General features: G+C 69.7%; 13 protein-coding genes. 6 read left to right on the plus strand and 7 right to left on the minus strand.

Annotated elements, in window-relative coordinates; all coding sequences use genetic code 11:
- Positions 1–135 precede the first annotated feature (135 nt).
- Positions 136–1,155, minus strand: a complete 1,020-nt coding sequence (locus KDW55_RS07805) for a sulfate ABC transporter substrate-binding protein (RefSeq protein ID WP_212160813.1) — start codon at positions 1,153–1,155, stop codon at positions 136–138.
- A 116-nt stretch (positions 1,156–1,271) separates the two neighbouring features.
- Here KDW55_RS07805 and KDW55_RS07810 point away from each other — a divergent pair, with 116 nt between their 5' ends.
- Both KDW55_RS07810 and dapA read left to right on the plus strand, forming a co-directional pair.
- Complete coding sequence (locus tag KDW55_RS07810; RefSeq protein WP_200884714.1) at positions 1,272–1,469, plus strand: hypothetical protein; 198 nt, start codon at positions 1,272–1,274, stop codon at positions 1,467–1,469.
- A gap of 139 nt (positions 1,470–1,608) precedes the next feature.
- A complete protein-coding gene (gene dapA / locus KDW55_RS07815; protein ID WP_209821161.1) occupies positions 1,609–2,502 on the plus strand; it encodes a 4-hydroxy-tetrahydrodipicolinate synthase in 894 nt (297 codons plus the stop codon).
- 208 nt (positions 2,503–2,710) lie between these two features.
- Here the strand turns inward: dapA and KDW55_RS07820 are convergent, their stop codons facing one another.
- Positions 2,711–3,745: a LysR substrate-binding domain-containing protein gene (locus KDW55_RS07820; RefSeq protein ID WP_069242004.1), complete on the minus strand. Its 1,035-nt coding sequence runs from the start codon at positions 3,743–3,745 to the stop codon at positions 2,711–2,713.
- Between the two features lie 107 nt (positions 3,746–3,852).
- On the opposite strand from KDW55_RS07820, the gene KDW55_RS07825 reads away from it, so the two are divergent.
- Positions 3,853–5,139, plus strand: coding sequence for an MFS transporter (locus KDW55_RS07825; protein ID WP_212160812.1), 1,287 nt, complete (start codon positions 3,853–3,855; stop codon positions 5,137–5,139).
- A gap of 61 nt (positions 5,140–5,200) precedes the next feature.
- Here KDW55_RS07825 and KDW55_RS07830 read toward each other — a convergent pair whose 3' ends face one another.
- Both KDW55_RS07830 and KDW55_RS07835 read right to left on the minus strand, forming a co-directional pair.
- Positions 5,201–7,402: a TonB-dependent siderophore receptor gene (locus tag KDW55_RS07830; protein ID WP_212160811.1), complete on the minus strand. Its 2,202-nt coding sequence runs from the start codon at positions 7,400–7,402 to the stop codon at positions 5,201–5,203.
- 130 nt (positions 7,403–7,532) lie between these two features.
- Entirely contained in the window at positions 7,533–8,171 is a 639-nt protein-coding gene (locus KDW55_RS07835; protein WP_069241817.1) for a glutathione S-transferase N-terminal domain-containing protein, read from the minus strand.
- A gap of 113 nt (positions 8,172–8,284) precedes the next feature.
- Here KDW55_RS07835 and KDW55_RS07840 point away from each other — a divergent pair, with 113 nt between their 5' ends.
- Positions 8,285–9,202 (plus strand): LysR substrate-binding domain-containing protein, encoded by a 918-nt coding sequence (locus KDW55_RS07840; RefSeq protein ID WP_212160810.1) that lies wholly within the window; start codon positions 8,285–8,287, stop codon positions 9,200–9,202.
- Between the two features lie 16 nt (positions 9,203–9,218).
- Here KDW55_RS07840 and KDW55_RS07845 read toward each other — a convergent pair whose 3' ends face one another.
- Genes KDW55_RS07845 through KDW55_RS07855 form a run of 3 tightly spaced genes read right to left on the minus strand, consistent with a single transcriptional unit; the run spans position 9,219 to position 13,218 of the window.
- The gene (locus KDW55_RS07845) at positions 9,219–11,444 is read right to left on the minus strand and encodes a xanthine dehydrogenase family protein molybdopterin-binding subunit (protein ID WP_212160809.1); all 2,226 of its coding nucleotides are present in this window, start codon (positions 11,442–11,444) and stop codon (positions 9,219–9,221) included.
- Positions 11,441–12,442 carry a xanthine dehydrogenase family protein subunit M gene (locus KDW55_RS07850; protein ID WP_040144813.1) on the minus strand — a complete coding sequence of 334 codons (1,002 nt, stop codon included), beginning with the start codon at positions 12,440–12,442 and terminating at the stop codon, positions 11,441–11,443. The genes KDW55_RS07845 and KDW55_RS07850 overlap by 4 nt, the downstream gene beginning before the upstream one ends.
- Positions 12,443–12,459: 17 nt before the next feature.
- Positions 12,460–13,218 (minus strand): 2Fe-2S iron-sulfur cluster-binding protein, encoded by a 759-nt coding sequence (locus KDW55_RS07855; RefSeq protein ID WP_040144814.1) that lies wholly within the window; start codon positions 13,216–13,218, stop codon positions 12,460–12,462.
- A gap of 557 nt (positions 13,219–13,775) precedes the next feature.
- Between KDW55_RS07855 and KDW55_RS07860 the strand changes: the two genes are divergently transcribed.
- On the plus strand, positions 13,776–14,057 hold the full coding sequence (locus KDW55_RS07860; protein WP_212160808.1) for a hypothetical protein: 282 nt from the start codon (positions 13,776–13,778) through the stop codon (positions 14,055–14,057).
- A 58-nt stretch (positions 14,058–14,115) separates the two neighbouring features.
- Positions 14,116–16,236 (plus strand): phospholipase C, phosphocholine-specific, encoded by a 2,121-nt coding sequence (locus tag KDW55_RS07865; RefSeq protein WP_069241822.1) that lies wholly within the window; start codon positions 14,116–14,118, stop codon positions 16,234–16,236.
- Positions 16,237–16,251 lie beyond the last annotated feature (15 nt).

Genomic DNA, 16,251 nt, shown 5'->3' on the forward strand with positions numbered 1-16,251 from the left:
GTAGCACGCGAACGCGGCGGGCGGAACGCGCTGCGTGGCCACGCGCATCCGACGCCGCAAGCCGAAAAAAAACCGGCCGCATGAGCGGCCGGTTGCGCGGCGGTGCTGTCTGCACGCGCGCGGCGTGCGCGGCGCCTACTTGCGGTCGACGATCACGCGATCGAACGTGCCGCCGTCGGCGAAGTGCGTCTTCTGCGCGTTCGCCCAGCTGCCGAAAACCTGCTCGACGCTGAACGTTTTCAGCGGCTTGAATTCGGCCGCATACTTCTTCAGCACGTTCGCGTCGCGCGGGCGCAGATGGTGCCGCGCGATGATCTCCTGCGCCTGCGGCGTATACAGGAAGTCGAGATACGCCTGCGCGACCTTGCGCGTGCCCTTCTTGTCGACGACCTTGTCCACGACGGCGACCGGCGGCTCCGCGAGGATGCTCGCCGACGGATACACGGCATCGAATTCCGCGCCCGACACGCCCGTATCCATCAGCGCGACTTCGTTCTCGAACGTGACGAGCACGTCGCCGATGCCGCGCTGCGTGAAGGTCGTCGTCGCGCCGCGTCCGCCCGAGTCGAGCACCGGCACGTTGCGGAAGATCGCCTTCTCGAAGTCGAGCGCCTGCTGATCGGTTGCGCCCTTCTGTTTCTGGTAGCCCCACGCGGCCAGATACGCGTAGCGGCCGTTGCCCGACGTCTTCGGGTTCGCGATGATCACCTGGACGCCCGGCTTCGCGAGATCGCTCCAGTCCTTGATCGCCTTCGGGTTGCCCTTGCGCACGAGGAACACCATCGTCGTCGAATACGGCGAGCTGGCGTCGGGAAAGCGCGCGCGCCAGTCCTTCGGCAGCAGTTGGCCGCGCTCGGCGAGCAGATCGATATCGTTCGGCTGGTTCATCGTCACGACGTCGGCCTGCAGCCCCTGCAGCACCGACAGCGCCTGCGCGCTCGATGCGCCGTGCGACTGCTTGATCGTCACGGTTTCGCCGGTCTGCTGCTTGTACGCGGCGGCGAAGCTCGCGTTGATGTCCTTGTACAGCTCGCGCGTCACGTCATACGACACGTTCAGGATCGACGTGTCCGCGTGCGCGGCCGTTGCCGCGACGACCAGCGCCGCCGCGGCGCCCGTGTGCAGCCAGCGGCCGATCCCCATGATGCTTGCCATCGTGATATGCCCCGTTTCCAGTGGTGGTGAATGTGCGCGACGGCGCGCGCACGCGCTGTCATCGAAACGTAAGCGGGCATTCTAGCGGCCGCGCGCGGCGTGCCTTCCAATCTGTCGTGGAAAGCAAATCTCGAATCCTGCTTAAGCGGCGCGCGCCGCTCGCGTGCGCGCCGGATCCGGTGTTAAGATCGCCGCTCAGCCCTTTTCACGGTTCGTTCATGTCCGCTTCCCTGCGCTCGCCGTCGATCGTTGCCGCCGCCGCGGCAGGTGCGCGCGCGGCCGGGCTGAAACTCAAAAAACGACTCCTCGACTGACGGGGACGTCGCGTCCCGTCAGGCGAATGCCGGACGGGATGCCCGCAGGTCGTTTCACTCCCCTTGCTCGCACGCCTCGCTCCGGCATACCGCCGGCGGAACGGTTTCCTCCCACTCCGTTTCCACCATGAGGCTTTGCATGCACACACGTTTCGAAGGTATCTGGCTGCCGGTCATCACGCCGTTTCATGACGGCGACGTCGATCATGGCGCGCTCGCGCGGCTCGCGCGCCGCTATGCGGCCGCCGGCATTGCGGGCTTCGTCGCCGGCGCGACGACCGGCGAAGGCGTGCTGCTCGACGCACGAGAACAGGACGCCGTATTCTCGACGCTGCGCGACGCGGCGCCCGGCCTGCCGATCGTCGTCGGCCTGACCGCGAGCGCGACGCACTTCGCGGCCGCCCGCGCACGCGCGCTCGCCGAGTTGCGCCCCGACGGGTTGCTCGTCACGCCGCCCGTCTACGTCCGGCCCACGCAGGACGGGATCCGCCGACACGTCGAAGCGATCGTCGAGGCCGCCGGCCTGCCGGTGCTCGTCTACAACATCCCGTACCGCACCGGCGTGAACGTCGAACTGGAGACGCTGCAGGCGCTCGCGCGCGACCCGCGTGTCGCCGGCATCAAGGAGTGCGGCGGCACGCTCGACCGGATGAGCCGGCTCGTACACGACACGCCGCTCGCGATCCTGTCCGGCGACGACAACCAGAACTTCGCGGCGCTTTGCGCGGGCGCGCACGGCGCGATCGCGAGCAGCGCGCACGTGTTGCCCGAATGGCACGTGCGCATTCATACGCTGCTGCGCGACGGCCGGCTCGCCGATGCGCGGCGGTTGTCGGTCGCGTTGCAGCCGCTGGTTGCGGCGCTGTTTGCGGAGCCCAACCCGGCGCCGGTGAAGGCGGTGCTGTCCGCGCAGGGCTGGTGCGAGGACGGATTGCGGCTGCCGTTCGTGCCGGCGAGCGAGGCATTGCGGGAAAGGCTCGCTGCAATGCTTGCCGCCCTCGCCGAATTCGAGCCGGACACAGCGGCAGCGTAGGTTGCGATGCAGCGCGCGGCTATTCGGCTATTCGGCTGTTCGGCTGTTCGGCTGTTCGGCTGTTCGGCTATTCGGCTATCCGGCTATTCGGCTATTCGGCTATTCGGCTATTCGGCTATTCGGCTATTCGGCTATTCGTTCGCTCGCTCGTTCGCTCGCTCGGTCGAACCATACGGACGGGCGCCGCGCCGCTGCCGCAGGATGCCGGTCACGCCGCCAGCACCGCCGCGTCGCGCTGCGTCGCGTCGCGCACTGCCTGCGTGACGATTCGTGCGAGCCGCTCGACGGTCGGCGTCGCCGACGACGTCCGCCGCAGCAGCATCAGCGGCAGGCTGGGCAACGCCGGCAGCCCGAACGACGGCGCATCGAGCACGTGCACCGATGCCGGCAGCCCGTAGTGCGAGCGCACCGTCAGCCCGAGACCGGCCGCCGCCGCCGCCCACAGCCCGGCCAGGCTCGGCGTCGTGAACGCGACGCGCCACGGCACGCCGGCGCGGTCGAGCGCGTCGGTCGCCGCGCCGAAAAACCGGCAAGGCCGGTCGAACACGACAAGCGGCAGCGGCTCGCCGCCCGCGCGCAGCGCGCGACTCCCCGCATCGCCGGCGTCCGCGCCGCCCGCGTAGGCACCGGCATCGGGCATTCCGATGCCTGCGGCGCCGACCGCCGCGATCCACTGCATCGGCACCTGCGCGATCGCGTCGGCGTCGATGCCCGCGCGCGACACGAGCGTCGCCGACGCGGGATCGCCCCACACGAGCGCGAGGTCGAGCTGGTTCGCGTCGAGCCGCTCGAGCAGTTCCGCATTGCGCGCGACGCGCGCTTCGATCCGCACCTTCGGATGCGCGCGCGCGAACTGCCCGAGTACGTCAGGCAGGATCGCCTCGCCGAAATCCTCCTGCAGGCCGACCCGCACCCAGCCGTCGAGATTCACGCCGCGCACGGCCGCGGCCGCTTCGTCGTTCAGCGCGATCATCCGGCGCGCATAGCGCAGCATCGCATCGCCGGCGTCAGTCAGCGCAAGCCCGCGGCCGGCCTTCACGAACAGCGGCGTACCGGCCTGCTCCTCGAGCTTGCGGATCTGCGCGCTCACCGCCGACGTGGAGCGCGCGACGCGATCGGCCGCCCTCGCGAAGCTGCCGAGGTCCACGCCCGCAACCAGGCTGCGCAATGCCGCGACGTCGAAGTTCGGCCGCGCCAGCGCAGCGTCGGGTGCAGCCTGTTCGGCCTCGTCTCGTCCTGACATCTGAATCATCCCGTTTTATCGAACAGTTAATCAAAAACTTTCCGATTTTCAGGATGAATGTAGGCGGCCACACTGACGATGTCAATTTTCAAACGGGCTCTATCGTCATGGATACCTCCTGCCTCGCCTCCCCGCGTTCGGCCGTGCGCGATGCGCGCAGTCCCGCGCATCGCTGGCGCGTGCTCGCGGCCGGCGTCGCCGCGAACATGAGCTTTTCCGCGGCCGCGGCCGGCATTCCGACCACCGCCGTGTGGATGCGCTCCGCCTATCAGCTCGACAACGGTGCGCTCGGGCTCGTGCTCGGCGCACTTGGCTTCGGCGTCGCGCTGTCGGAGCTGCCGTGGGGCATGGCCGCCGACCGCTTCGGCGATCGTCGCGTGCTGCTCACCGGCCTGATCGCGACCGCGGCGATGCTCGCGCTGATGGTGGTCGCGATCGTTCCGAGCGCGCACGCGGCGCCGCCGCTCATGCGCGTCGTCGCCGCGATGTGTTGCGTCGGCCTGCTCGGCGGGAGCGTGAACGGGTCGAGCGGACGCGCGGTGATGCGCTGGTTCGGCGAGCGCGAACGCGGCCTCGCGATGAGCATCCGCCAGACGGCCGTGCCGCTCGGAGGCGGCGTGGGCGCGGCGCTGCTGCCGTCGCTTGCGTCGCATGCGGGCTTTGCGGCGGTGTACGGCGCGCTGATGCTGCTGTGCGCCGGCTCGGCGGCGCTCACGTGGCGCTGGCTGCACGAGCCGCCCGATGCGCGGGCGGCAACACCCGCAACCGCAAGCCATGCCGTCACGCCGCAACCGGCTGTCACGCGCCTGTACGCGTCCATGCCCACGCGCAGCCCGCTCGCGAGCGGCCGCGTGTGGCGCATCGTGCTCGGCATCGGCGCGCTGTGTGCACCGCAGTTCGCGGTGCTGACGTTCGCGACCGTGTTCCTGCACGACTTCGGCCGGCTCGGCCTCGGCGGCATCAGCGCGGCGATGGTCGCGCTGCAAGTCGGCGCGATGGCGATGCGCGTGTGGAGCGGCCGCCATACCGACCGGCACGGCAACCGGCGCGCGTATCTGCGCGGGTCGGTGTGCGTTGCGGCCGGCTCGTTCGCGCTACTCGCGGCCGCGACCGCCGGCAGCCCGCACGTGCCGCTCGCGGCGATCGTCGCGCTGCTCGTGTTCGCCGGCATCTGCGTGTCGGCGTGGCACGGCGTCGCGTACACCGAGCTCGCGACGCTCGCCGGCGCGAACCATGCGGGCACCGCGCTCGGGATGGCCAACACGATCGTCTATCTCGGGCTGTTCGCGACGCCGCTTGCGATTCCGCCACTGCTGGCGGCCACTTCGTGGAGCGTGGTGTGGCTCGCGACCGCGCTGATCGCCGCCGCGACCTACCCGCTGTTTGCGCGCTGAAGAGCGCGGCGAGCGGCGGGCAGCAGGCGCCGCCGCCGGCGGCCGACGACGCGCGCGACGGTCAGAACTTGTACACGGCCGACAGTATTGCAGAACGGCCGTCGCCGAACTCGACCGCCGACGAGCGCGATTGGTTGCCCAACACCTGTCGCACGCGTTCGACGTACGCGCGATCGAACAGGTTGTCGACGTTCAGCTGAATGCGCAGGCGCCGGCTCACGTCGTAGCTCGCCATCAGGTTGTGCACCCAGTACGCGCCGAGTTTGCCGTCGCCCTGCGACGTCACGTTGCGCCGCCCGACGAAATGCGAACCGTAGCCGAGCGTCCAGCCAGCCGGCAGCCGGTAGGTCGTCCACACGTTGAACGCGTGCCGTGGCGTGTTGCCGAGCGCCTGCCCTTCGCGCTGCGGCAACGAAGGCGAGTTGAGCGTCACGCTCGCCAGATACGTGTAGTTCGCGAACACGTCCCACCGCGGCGTCACCTTGCCGGCGGCGCCGAGCTCGACACCGCGCACGCGTTGCCGGCCCGCCAGCGCATAGCTGCCATCGGACATCCGTTCGCGCGCGTTCTTCTTCTCGGTGTGGAACAGCGCGCCGTTCAGCGCGATGCCGGCTAGCCCTTCCCATTTCGCGCCGAGTTCGAAGCTCTCGTTTTTCTCGGGCGCGAGCGCGGCGGTCGCCGCGTTCACGCCCGAACCGTTGGTCACGAGAAATTCGGCGGACGGATTGAACGACGTGCCGTACGCGAAATACACGCGACCGTTGTCGGTCGGCTTGAACACGAGCGCAGCACGCGTGCTCAGATGGCGATCGGAACTTTCCGCGCGCTCGGCAGGCTTGCCCGCCGCGGTGCCTTCCGATCGACCGTCGATCCAGTCGTGTCGCAGCCCGACGTCGATGTCCCAATGGCGGCCGACCGAAATCGTGTCGAATGCGTAAAGCGCCTTCACGACGAGCGCGGTGTCGTTGCGGGCACTGTCCTGCCGCTGCGCCGGGCCCTGCCACACGCCGGGCGGCGCCGCCAGCGCGAAACCGCCGGCCGGATAGAAACGATTGAGCCCGTATGAATAGGTCGTCCGGCCGTACGTCTCGCGCGAGATCTCGAAGCCCGTGACGAGCGTATGCCCGATGCCGAACGTCGAGAACGCGCCGCTGACGTTCGTCTGGTTCGCCCACATCGCGGTTGACGCATCGCGGCCATAGCCCTGCGGCCCCGCAGGCTTGTAGCGCCCCGGCGGCAGCCCGTGCACGTTCACATGCGACGCCGAAATCACCGTGTCGCGATTCAGGTGCGCATAGCGGCTCAGGCTCTGCACCTTCAGGCCGGACGACACATCGTGTTCGGCCTTCACGGTGAATGTATCCGACGTGATGCGTTCGTGGTCGAGATTGCGCCAGCCGAAATAGCGGTCGCGCGACACGCCGCCCAGCACCTGGCCGTTGTACGCAGGCACCCCGTAGTCGGGCAGGTTGTTGTCGTACTGGTGGAAGTAGCCGAACGTGACGCGCGTCGGCGTGCCGAGCCCGAACGCGAGCGACGGCGCGATGCCCCAACGCCGCTTGCGGATGTCGTCGCGGCCTGGCACGTCGTTGACGTGCGCCATCGCATTCAGGCGAAATGCCGTGCGGCCGTCGGTGCCGGGCAGCGGCCGGTTCGCATCGAGCGTCACGCGGCGGTAGCCCGACGTGCCGAGCACCGTGCCGGCCTCGGTTGATGCGCGGGCCTTCGGCGTCTTGCTGACGAGGTTCACCGTGCCACCCGTTGTGCCGGCGCCGCCGAATACCGAGTTCGGCCCCTTGATCACCTCGACCGCGTCGACGTTGAACAGGTCGCTGCGATTGTTCTGCGCGCTGTCGCGCAGTCCGTCGAGCTGCAGGTTCGCGTTCGCGCTGAAGCCGCGGATATTGAACATGTCGCCCGAGCCGCCGCCGCCTTCGCCGGCATTGAACGTGATGCCCGCGACGTTCGACAATGCCTCGCGCAAGCTCAGCGCCTGCTGTTCGTCGAGCACCACGCGCGGCACGACGGTGATCGTCTGCGGCACGTCGAGCAACGGCGTCGCATATTTGGCGGAACCGGAGCGGTCGACGCGCGAACCGGCATCGCGGGCGCCGTGCACGAAGATCGGGTCCAGCCGCGGCGCGTGGCGCGGCTCCGTTTCCTCCGCGCACGCCGGCGCGGTCGCGCAGGTCATCATCGCGAACGCGACGGACGCGGTCGCGCGCCGCGGCGGCGTCGCGCTCGACTGGATGCAACGGCTCATGTTCATTTCACTCCATTGATGAGAATGATTCTCATTCCAATGGATTGGGCACACGATGGCAATTGGACACGTCCGAACTTCTTCAGTGGAACCAAACGGGCGGGCACACGGCCGCCCGTGCGACGCGGCGTCAGCCGCGCTCGCGAGTGAGCGCGCGCCGGGCCGCAGGACGCTCGGCCTCGCGCTGCGCATGCGCGGTCCATGCAGGGTGGCGCGTCATGTCGAGCCCGATCGCGACGCCCCAGCGATACAGCACGAGCAGGAACGGATCGACGATCGAATGGCCGCTCGGCTCGGCCCACGTGCGTCCGTCGGCGAGCGACGCTTCGATCGTCGCGTTCGCGGCGTCGATCACGCCGCGCCCGTGCGCGCTGATCGCGCCGTGCAGCGCGGGGTCGCCGACGAAGCGCCCGGGACGCCACAGCGCGCCGTAGCCGACTCCGTGCACCCAGCCGACCAGCCACGCGAGCCATTCGTGGCAGCGCGCCTCGCGCAGCGGATCGTCGAGCGGCAGCAGCTGCGCGTCCGGATGGCGACGGGCGAGATAGGTGAGGATCGCGGGCGTTTCGGTCAGTACGCGCGGCTCGCCGGGAATCGCGAGTACGGGCACGCGAGCCTTGGGGTTGATCGCGAGATAGCGCGCGTCGAGGTTCTGCTGCTCGCGCACGGACACGATTTCGACGTCGAACGGCGCGCCGGTTTCCTCGAGCGCGATGTGAACGGCGAGCGAACACGCGCCCGGCGACAGATAGAGACGATATGCGTTCATGATGGCGTTGCCCCCGCGGGCCTGTTGAAAGACGGAACCGAGTGTAGGAACGCGCGCGCCGCGGCAGCAAACGATGAATTGTCGTGCTCGGGCATTAGTGGTACTAATGCGCGATGCGACGCATTCATCTTCCTCCGCTGCAGACGCTGCGCGCGTTCGAAGCCGCCGTTCGGCTGCAGAGCTTCACGCGTGCGGCCGACGAACTGGCAGTCACGCAGGGCGCGGTCAGCCAGCACATCCGCACGCTGGAAGCGCAGCTCGGCTATCCGCTGTTCACGCGCGAACGCAGCGGCGCGACGCCGACGCATGCCGCGCATGCGCTCGTGCTGCAGGTGCGCCAGGGGCTGAGCGTGCTCGAACGTGCGTTCGAACCGGCGTTGGCGGAGCGCAAGCCGCGCGCATGCGACGTCACGCTGAACGTCAGCGTGCTGCCGAGCGTCGCCGAGCGCTGGCTCGCGCCGCGCCTGCCGCGCTTCACGGCCGCGCATCCGCACATCGCGATCGTGTTGCACCCGGACGCCGCGCTCGCGCCGCTGCGCAAGCGCGACCGCATCGACGTCGCGCTGCGCTACGGCCCCGGCACGTGGCCGGGCGTCGTCGCCGAAAAGCTGATGAACGAGACGGTGTTTCCGGTCGCGAGCCCCGCGTACCGCAATCGCGACGGCATCGCACCGCGAACGCCGGCGGATCTCGTGCGCGCGACGCTGCTGCGCCATCCCGCGCAGCCGTGGGAGCCGTGGTTCCAGGCCGCGCGGCTCGACCTTACCGAATCGGCGCGTGCGCCGCGCTTCGCCGACGCGAACGCGCTGATCGATGCGGCGCTGAACGGGCGCGGCGTCGCGCTCGCGCGCCGCTCGCTGATCGAACCGGAACTCGCGGCCGGCACGCTCGTGCGCGTGTCGACGGTGCGCATCACCGACGTGTATGCGCATTACGTCGTGTGGCGCCCCGATCATCCGCGCGAAGCGGCGATCCGCACGTGGCTCGACTGGCTGCGCAGCGAAGTGCGCCGCAGGACGCCGCGCCGCTGACGCCGGCCGCCGGCGTTCACGCGCGCGTCGGCAGCACGACCTTGTCGAGCGTGATCGGCAGATCGCGCACGCGCACGCCGGTTGCGTGATAGACGGCGTTGGCGATCGCGGCCGGCACGCCGGTAATGCCGATCTCGCCGATCCCGCGGATGCCGAGCGGGTTGAAGCGCGTGTCGTTTTCGTCGACGAAGCTCACGTCGAGCTCGCCGATATCCGCGTTCACGGGCACGTGATATTCGGCGAGGTTCGCGTTCGTGAAGCGGCCGTGCCGCACGTCGAGATGCGAGCCTTCCTGGAGCGCTGTGCCCAGCCCCCACACCATCCCGCCGATCAATTGGCTGCGCGCGGTCTTCGCATTGAGCAGCCGGCCGACGCTGTACACGCCGACGATACGCGGCACGCGGATCGTGCCGAGCTCGGCATCCACGTGCACTTCCGCGAACACCGCACCGAACGAATGGGACGCATAGCGCGACTTCTCGTCGCCCGGCTTCGTCGTCGCCTGCGCGTCGACCGGCTGTCCGCCCGCACGCGCGATCACCGCGGCGGCTGGATCGCGCCGCGCCGGGTCGCCGCGATGCACGACCCAGCCGTCGTCGACTGTCACGTCGCCGGCCGCGGCGCCGTGCAGCGGCGAGCCCGGGTCCGCGATCGCGAGCGCGATCAGCTTCGCGCGCGCCTGCAGCGCGGCTTCGCGCACGGCCGGCGCCACGCTCGCCGCCGACTGCGACCCGCCCGATACCGGCGCGCGCGGGAGGCTCGAATCGCCGAGCGAAAAGCGCACGCGTTGCGGCGGGAAGCCGAGCGCGTCGGCCGCGACCTGCGTCATCACCGTATAGGTTCCGGTGCCGATGTCCTGCGTGCCCGACGCGACTTCGGCCGTGCCGTCCGGCAGGATGCGCGCCCGCGCCGATGCCTCGCTGCGGTTCGCGGGATACGTCGCGGCGGCCATCCCGAGGCCCACCAGCGTGTGGCCGTCACGCATCGTGCGCGGCGCACCGGTGCGCCGCGACCAGCCGAAACGCTGCGCGCCGACGCGGTAGCATTCGCGCAGCTCGTTGCTCGACCACGGCTTGCCGTCCTGTGGATCGACTTGCGCATAATTCGCGAGCCGCAGCTCGACCGGATCCATCCCGAGCTGCCACGCGAGCTCGTCCATCGCCGACTCGAGCGCGAACGAGCCGGACGCCTCGCCGGGCGCGCGCATGAACGTCGGCGTGCCGACGTTCAGCGACACGATCCGGTGCGTGGTCGCGTGGTTCGGCACCGCATACATGATCCGCGACGGCATCCCGCACATCTCCGTCCAGTCCTCGAACGTCGACGTGGTGACGATCGAGTCGTGGCGCATCGCGGTCAGCGTGCCGTCGCGGCGCGCGGCGAGCACGACGCGCTGCTCGGTGAACGGCCGTCCGCCGACCGGGCCGAACATCTGCGGCCGCGTGAGTGCGAGCCGCACGGGCCGCCCCGTCTGCTTCGCAGCCATCGCGCACAGCGACACGTGCGACCACGACGAGCCCTTGCAGCCGAAGCCGCCGCCGAGAAACGGCGAAATCACGCGCACCTGCTCGGGCGCGATGCCGAATACGGCCGCCACGGCCGTGCTCGCGCCCGACACGCCCTGCGTCGCGTCGTGCAGCGTAAGCGTCGGGCCGTCCCAGCGCGCCATCGTCGCGTGCGGCTCGATCGGGTTGTGGTGCTGCATCGGTGTCGTGTACGTTGCATCGACGTGCACCGCGCCTTCGCGCAGCCCCGCGTCGACGTCGCCGCGCTGCGTGTCCATCGGGCGCCCCTGCTGCTTCGGCGGCACCCGCGCGCCAGGCTTCTCGCGCGCGAAATCGAGCGCCGCATCGCGCGTGCGATAACGCACCCGCACGGCGTTCGCGGCATCGGTTGCCTGCTCGAGCGTCTCGGCAACGACGACCGCGACGGGCTCGTTGCTGTAGCGCACCGCGTCGTCCTGCAGCAGCGTGAGCCGGCGCCCCGCGGGCGGCGCCAGCGGCGGCCGCCCGCCGTTGGGCAGCCGCATCGCGTTCTCGTGCGTCATCACGAGCAGCACGCCGGGCATCGCGCGCCCACGCGCCGCGTCGATCGACTCGATCCGCCCCGAGGCGATCGTGCTCGTGACGAGTACCGCATGCGCCAGCCGTGCATCGGGAAATTCGGCCGCATAATGCGCGCCGCCCGTCACCTTCAGTACGCCGTCGACACGATCGAGCGGTTGTCCGGTCAGCGTGTTCATGCAACACCTCCCGCGGTTGCGGCAGCGGCGCTCACCGCACGCACGATCGCGCGCTGCGCGAGCGCGACTTTGAAGCCATTGCCGTCGAGCGGCCGCGCATCGCGCAACGCGAGCGCCGCCGCTTCATGCAGCGTCGCATCGCTCAACGTGTGCCCGACGAGATGCCGCTCCGCGTCGATCGCGCGCAGCGGCTTGTGCGCGACACCGCCGAGCGCGATCCGCGCATCGGCGACGCGTGCGCCGTCCATCCGCAACGCGGCGGCCGCCGATACCAATGCAAACGCGTAGCTCGCGCGGTCGCGCACCTTCACGTAATGCGCATGGTCCGCGAAGCGCGGCGGCGGCAGATCGACCGCGGTGATCAGTTCGCCCGGCTCGAGCGTCGTGTCGAGATCGGGTCGGTCGCCCGGCAGCCGATGAAACGACGCGAACGGAATCTGCCGCGTGCCGCGCGGCCCGCTCACCTGCACGACCGCGTCGAGCGCCGCGAGCGCGACGCTCATGTCCGACGGGTTCACCGCCACGCACTGCGCGCTCGCGCCGAGTATCGCGTGCATCCGGTTGTGGCCGCCGATCGCCGCGCAGCCGCTGCCGGGCGCGCGCTTGTTGCATTGCGCGAACGCCGGATCGTAGAAGTACGGGCAGCGCGTGCGCTGCATCAGGTTGCCGCCGACGGTCGCCATGTTGCGCAATTGCGCGGACGCGCCGGCAAGCAGCGCCTGCGACAGCAGCGGATAGTCGGCACGGATGCGCGGATGGTCGGCCGCATCGCTGTTGCGCACGAGCGCGCCGATACGCAGTCCGCCGCCGGGCAGCGCGTCGACCGTATCGAGCCCCGCGATGCGCGTGATGTCGATCAGCGCGACCGGCCGCGCGACGCCGCCCTTCATCAGGTCGAGCAGGTTCGTGCCGCCGCCGATGAACGCGGTGCCCGGCCGCTGGGCCGCGCGCACGGCGGCGGCGACATCGGTTGCACGTTCGTAGGAGATCGCTTCCATTGCGGTGCCTCCGTCGGCTAGCCGTGCGCCGCGTGCGCGGCGCGCACGGCGGCGACGATGTTCGAGTACGCGCCGCAGCGGCACAGATTGCCGCTCATGCGTTCGCGAATTTCGTCGTCCGACAGTTGCGCGGGGCGCTGCCGCACGTCGGCGGTGACGGCGCTCGCCGCGCCCGACGAGAACTCGTCGAGCAGCGCAGTCGCGGAGCACAGCTGGCCGGGCGTGCAGTAGCCGCACTGGAACGCATCGTATTCGACGAACGCGCGCTGTACGGGGCTCAACTCGCCGTCGCTTGCGAGCCCTTCGACCGTCGTGATCCGCTGGCCTTCGTGCATCACCGCGAGTGTCAGGCACGCGTTGATGCGCCGCCCGTCCACGAGCACCGTGCACGCGCCGCACTGCCCGCGGTCGCAGCCCTTCTTCGTGCCGGTGAGCCCCGCGTATTCGCGTAACGCGTCGAGCAACGTGACGCGCGGCTCGAGCTGCAGCGTGTATGCGCGCCCGTTGATGTCGAGATGAACCGGTTGCGCGGGCGCCGCATCGCGATGCGCAACGGCCGGCGCCGCTGCCGCGTGCGCGGGTTGCGGATGAACGTGAGGGGCGGCGGCGCCAACCGTCGCGGCCGCAGCCGCGGATTGCAGAAAGCGGCGCCGCGCGGCACTCGACGGCGTATCGTGCGACATCGGCAGCGCAGTTGACCACTCACGAGTGGACGCCGGCACGCCGGCGTCACGCGCGGGCTCGGCAGAGGGAGAATCGGATCGATCGCTGGACATGACTTCTGCTCGCTCCATGATGTGACGGACGCGGATGCATCGCCCAAGCGCGGATGGCCGCGCGGGGCGACACGCGCGTCGGCGCAGCGAGCAATTCCGGTGCCGCGCCCGCGCGGCGCAGCGCGCGCTCGCGAAGCCGGCAACGATACGGGGTGCGAACGGGCGACGCCCCGGGGGCGCGCAGCGGTTCCTTGCGGCGGCATGTCGCCATGCTGGCGGCTCGCTGTCCGCGCGCTGACGGAGCGGCAAAAACGCCCGCTTTTTCCGTGCTGCGGACGGTGTGTCGGTCAACGATTGCCGATTGCTGGCGCGGCGGCGCGCGCCACGCGTGCACCGCGATGCGGTGCGCGACCGCGGCGGGCAAGCGCGTCGTGGCATGCGTCATCTGCAATCGCTGGAAAATTCCGCCATGCGCGCGTGCGTGCCGCCGCGAAAGCGTTCGGTCAGCTTCGCGAAAGCCGTTCGCGATCATGCTCCGGTCGCAAACGATTCACCGAATCGTCGCATCGCACCGGCATACTCGAACACGTTCCGATTCGCCTGCCCGGAGAGAAGTCATGCGTCGCGTTGCCCTTGTCGTCGTTCTGTGTGCCACCGTCTTCGTCGCCGCCTGCAGCGACGACGCGCCGCACGACGCGCACGCGGACGATGCATCGCAACCGGCACGCGCATCGTCCGGTTCCGCTAGCGCGTTCAACAGCGATGCCGGCGCGAACGCCGCCGCGTCCGATGCCGCCCCGCTCGCGCCGCCGGTCGTGCATTACCCGCCCGACGACGATGACGCGAAGCCCGCGATGAACGCGGGTGCATCCGGCGTCGCCGCATCGCCGTCGCACTGATCCCGCCGTCGCCGTTCGTGTCCCCGTCCCCCGCATCGCAGAACCGAGGTGAAATAACATGACGTCATCCAGCCGCCGCCGTTTCCTGCATACCGTCGCACAGTCGGCGGGCGCCGCCGTCGCGCTCAACGCATTCCCCGAGTCGATTCGCCGCGCGCTCGCGATTCCCGCCGCACGCGGCACCGGCACGATCCGCGATGTCGAGCACATCGTCGTGTTCATGCAGGAAAATCGGTCGTTCGACCATTACTTCGGACACCTGCGCGGCGTGCGCGGCTACAACGACCGCTTCCCGATCCCGCTGCCGAACGGCAAGCCGGTGTGGTACCAGCCGTCGAAGGAAGATCCGGCGAAATCCGTGCTGCCGTTCCGGCTCGACACGAAGACGACCAGCGCGCAATGCCTCGGCGCGCTCGACCATTCGTGGGCGAAGACGCATGCGGCGATCGACGGCGGCCGCTACGACCAGTGGCCCGCGAACAAGACCGACATGACGATGGGATATCACGTGCGCGAGGACATTCCGTTCCATTACGCGCTCGCCGACGCATTCACCGTGTGCGACAACTACTTCTGCTCGCTGCCGGGGCCGACGCACCCGAACCGCGCGTACCTGATGACGGGCACGATCGATCCGACCGGCAAGTTCGGCGGCCCGCTGCTCGACAACGCGGACTATGTCGACGGCGACCTGCCGCCCGCCTACCAGCTGCTGTCGTGGACGACCTTTCCGGAGCGGCTGGAGGCGCGCGGCGTATCGTGGCAGATCTATCAGCAGGGGCTCACGTGGGCCGATCCGTACAACGGCAACTACGGCACGAACATCCTGCAGAACTTCACGAACTTCATCAACGCGAAGCCGGGTTCGTCGCTGTACCAGCGCGCGCAGACGGTGCGCACGCTCGACAACCTGAAGGACGACGTGATCAACGACCGTCTGCCGCAGGTGTCGTGGCTGCTGCCGCCCGCCGTGTTCTCCGAACATCCGAAATACACGCCCGCGTACGGTGCGAACTACACGTCGCAGATTCTCGATGCGCTGACGTCGAATCCCGACGTGTGGGCGAAGACGGTGCTGTTCATCATGTACGACGAAAACGACGGCTTCTTCGATCACGTCGTGCCGCCGCAGCCGCCGACGTCGGCCGCGCAGGGCGCATCGACCGTGACGACCGACGGTGAACTGCATACGGTCGTGAACCCCGGCCGCGGCGGCAGCTACACCGCCGACGGGCTCCCGTACGGCCTCGGGCCGCGCGTACCGATGACGGTCGTGTCGCCGTGGTCGAAAGGCGGCTTCGTCTGCTCGCAGGTGTTCGACCACACGTCGGTGATCCGCTTCATCGGCGAGCGCTTCGGCGTCGACGAGCCGAACATCACGCCGTGGCGCCGGACCGTGTGCGGCGACCTGACCGCCGCATTCGACTTCCGCTCATCCGACGCGACGTTCCCGGCGCTGCCCGATACGAGCCAGTACCGCTCGATCGCCGACCAGCAATGCACGTCGCAGCCGGCGCCGACGGTGCCCGCGACGCCGTCGCCGATCGACCCGCAGGAGCCGGGCGTGCGCCCCGCACGCGCGCTGCCGTATGAGTTGCATGTGAACGCGAGCGTCTACGGCGGCAACACGCTGCGCATCGAGTTCGCGAACCGGGGCAACCAGGGCGCGCATTTCCACGTGTACGCGACGAACCGAACCGACGGCCCGTGGCGCTACACGGTCGGCGCGCGCCGCGTGCTGCATGCGGACTTCGACCTGACGGAGACGAATGGCGTGTACGCGTTCTCGGTGTACGGGCCCAACGGTTTCGTGCGCATGTTCGCGGGCAACGTGTCGGCCGCGACCGCGCGGCGCCGCAACCAGGCGCAGCCGGAAGTGAAGGCGGGCTACGACATCGCGAACGGCAATCTGTACCTGAAGCTGCGCAATCACGGCAGCGGTCATGTGACGTTGACGCTCACCGACAATGCCTACGGCGCGCCGTCGCGGCAGGTCACGCTGCACGGCGGCGACGAACGCGTCGAACAGTGGGCGCTGGCGTCGAGTCACCACTGGTACGACGTGACGGTGAGCGACGGCGCGAACGGCACTTTCTCGCGCCGTTTCGCGGGCCACGTGGAGAATGGCCGACCGAGCTACTCGGATCCGGCTGCGGTGCGGCCCTTGTCCGTGTCGTAAGCGCGGCAGCACGGC

The sequence above is a fragment of the Burkholderia sp. AU19243 genome, from assembly GCF_018148075.1.
Classification (GTDB): Bacteria; Pseudomonadota; Gammaproteobacteria; order Burkholderiales; family Burkholderiaceae; genus Burkholderia; species Burkholderia latens_A.

Bases quoted from the DNA above. Each gene is read 5' to 3' on its own strand.
- KDW55_RS07805 (WP_212160813.1), bottom strand. From the start codon at position 1,155: ATGGCAAGCATCATGGGGATCGGCCGCTGGCTGCACACGGGCGCCGCG.
- dapA (WP_209821161.1), top strand. From the start codon at position 1,609: ATGCACACACGTTTCGAAGGTATCTGGCTGCCGGTCATCACGCCGTTT.
- KDW55_RS07820 (WP_069242004.1), bottom strand. From the start codon at position 3,745: ATGTCAGGACGAGACGAGGCCGAACAGGCTGCACCCGACGCTGCGCTG.
- KDW55_RS07825 (WP_212160812.1), top strand. From the start codon at position 3,853: ATGGATACCTCCTGCCTCGCCTCCCCGCGTTCGGCCGTGCGCGATGCG.
- KDW55_RS07830 (WP_212160811.1), bottom strand. From the start codon at position 7,402: ATGAGCCGTTGCATCCAGTCGAGCGCGACGCCGCCGCGGCGCGCGACC.
- KDW55_RS07835 (WP_069241817.1), bottom strand. From the start codon at position 8,171: ATGAACGCATATCGTCTCTATCTGTCGCCGGGCGCGTGTTCGCTCGCC.
- KDW55_RS07840 (WP_212160810.1), top strand. From the start codon at position 8,285: ATGCGACGCATTCATCTTCCTCCGCTGCAGACGCTGCGCGCGTTCGAA.
- KDW55_RS07845 (WP_212160809.1), bottom strand. From the start codon at position 11,444: ATGAACACGCTGACCGGACAACCGCTCGATCGTGTCGACGGCGTACTG.
- KDW55_RS07850 (WP_040144813.1), bottom strand. From the start codon at position 12,442: ATGGAAGCGATCTCCTACGAACGTGCAACCGATGTCGCCGCCGCCGTG.
- KDW55_RS07855 (WP_040144814.1), bottom strand. From the start codon at position 13,218: ATGTCCAGCGATCGATCCGATTCTCCCTCTGCCGAGCCCGCGCGTGAC.
- KDW55_RS07860 (WP_212160808.1), top strand. From the start codon at position 13,776: ATGCGTCGCGTTGCCCTTGTCGTCGTTCTGTGTGCCACCGTCTTCGTC.
- KDW55_RS07865 (WP_069241822.1), top strand. From the start codon at position 14,116: ATGACGTCATCCAGCCGCCGCCGTTTCCTGCATACCGTCGCACAGTCG.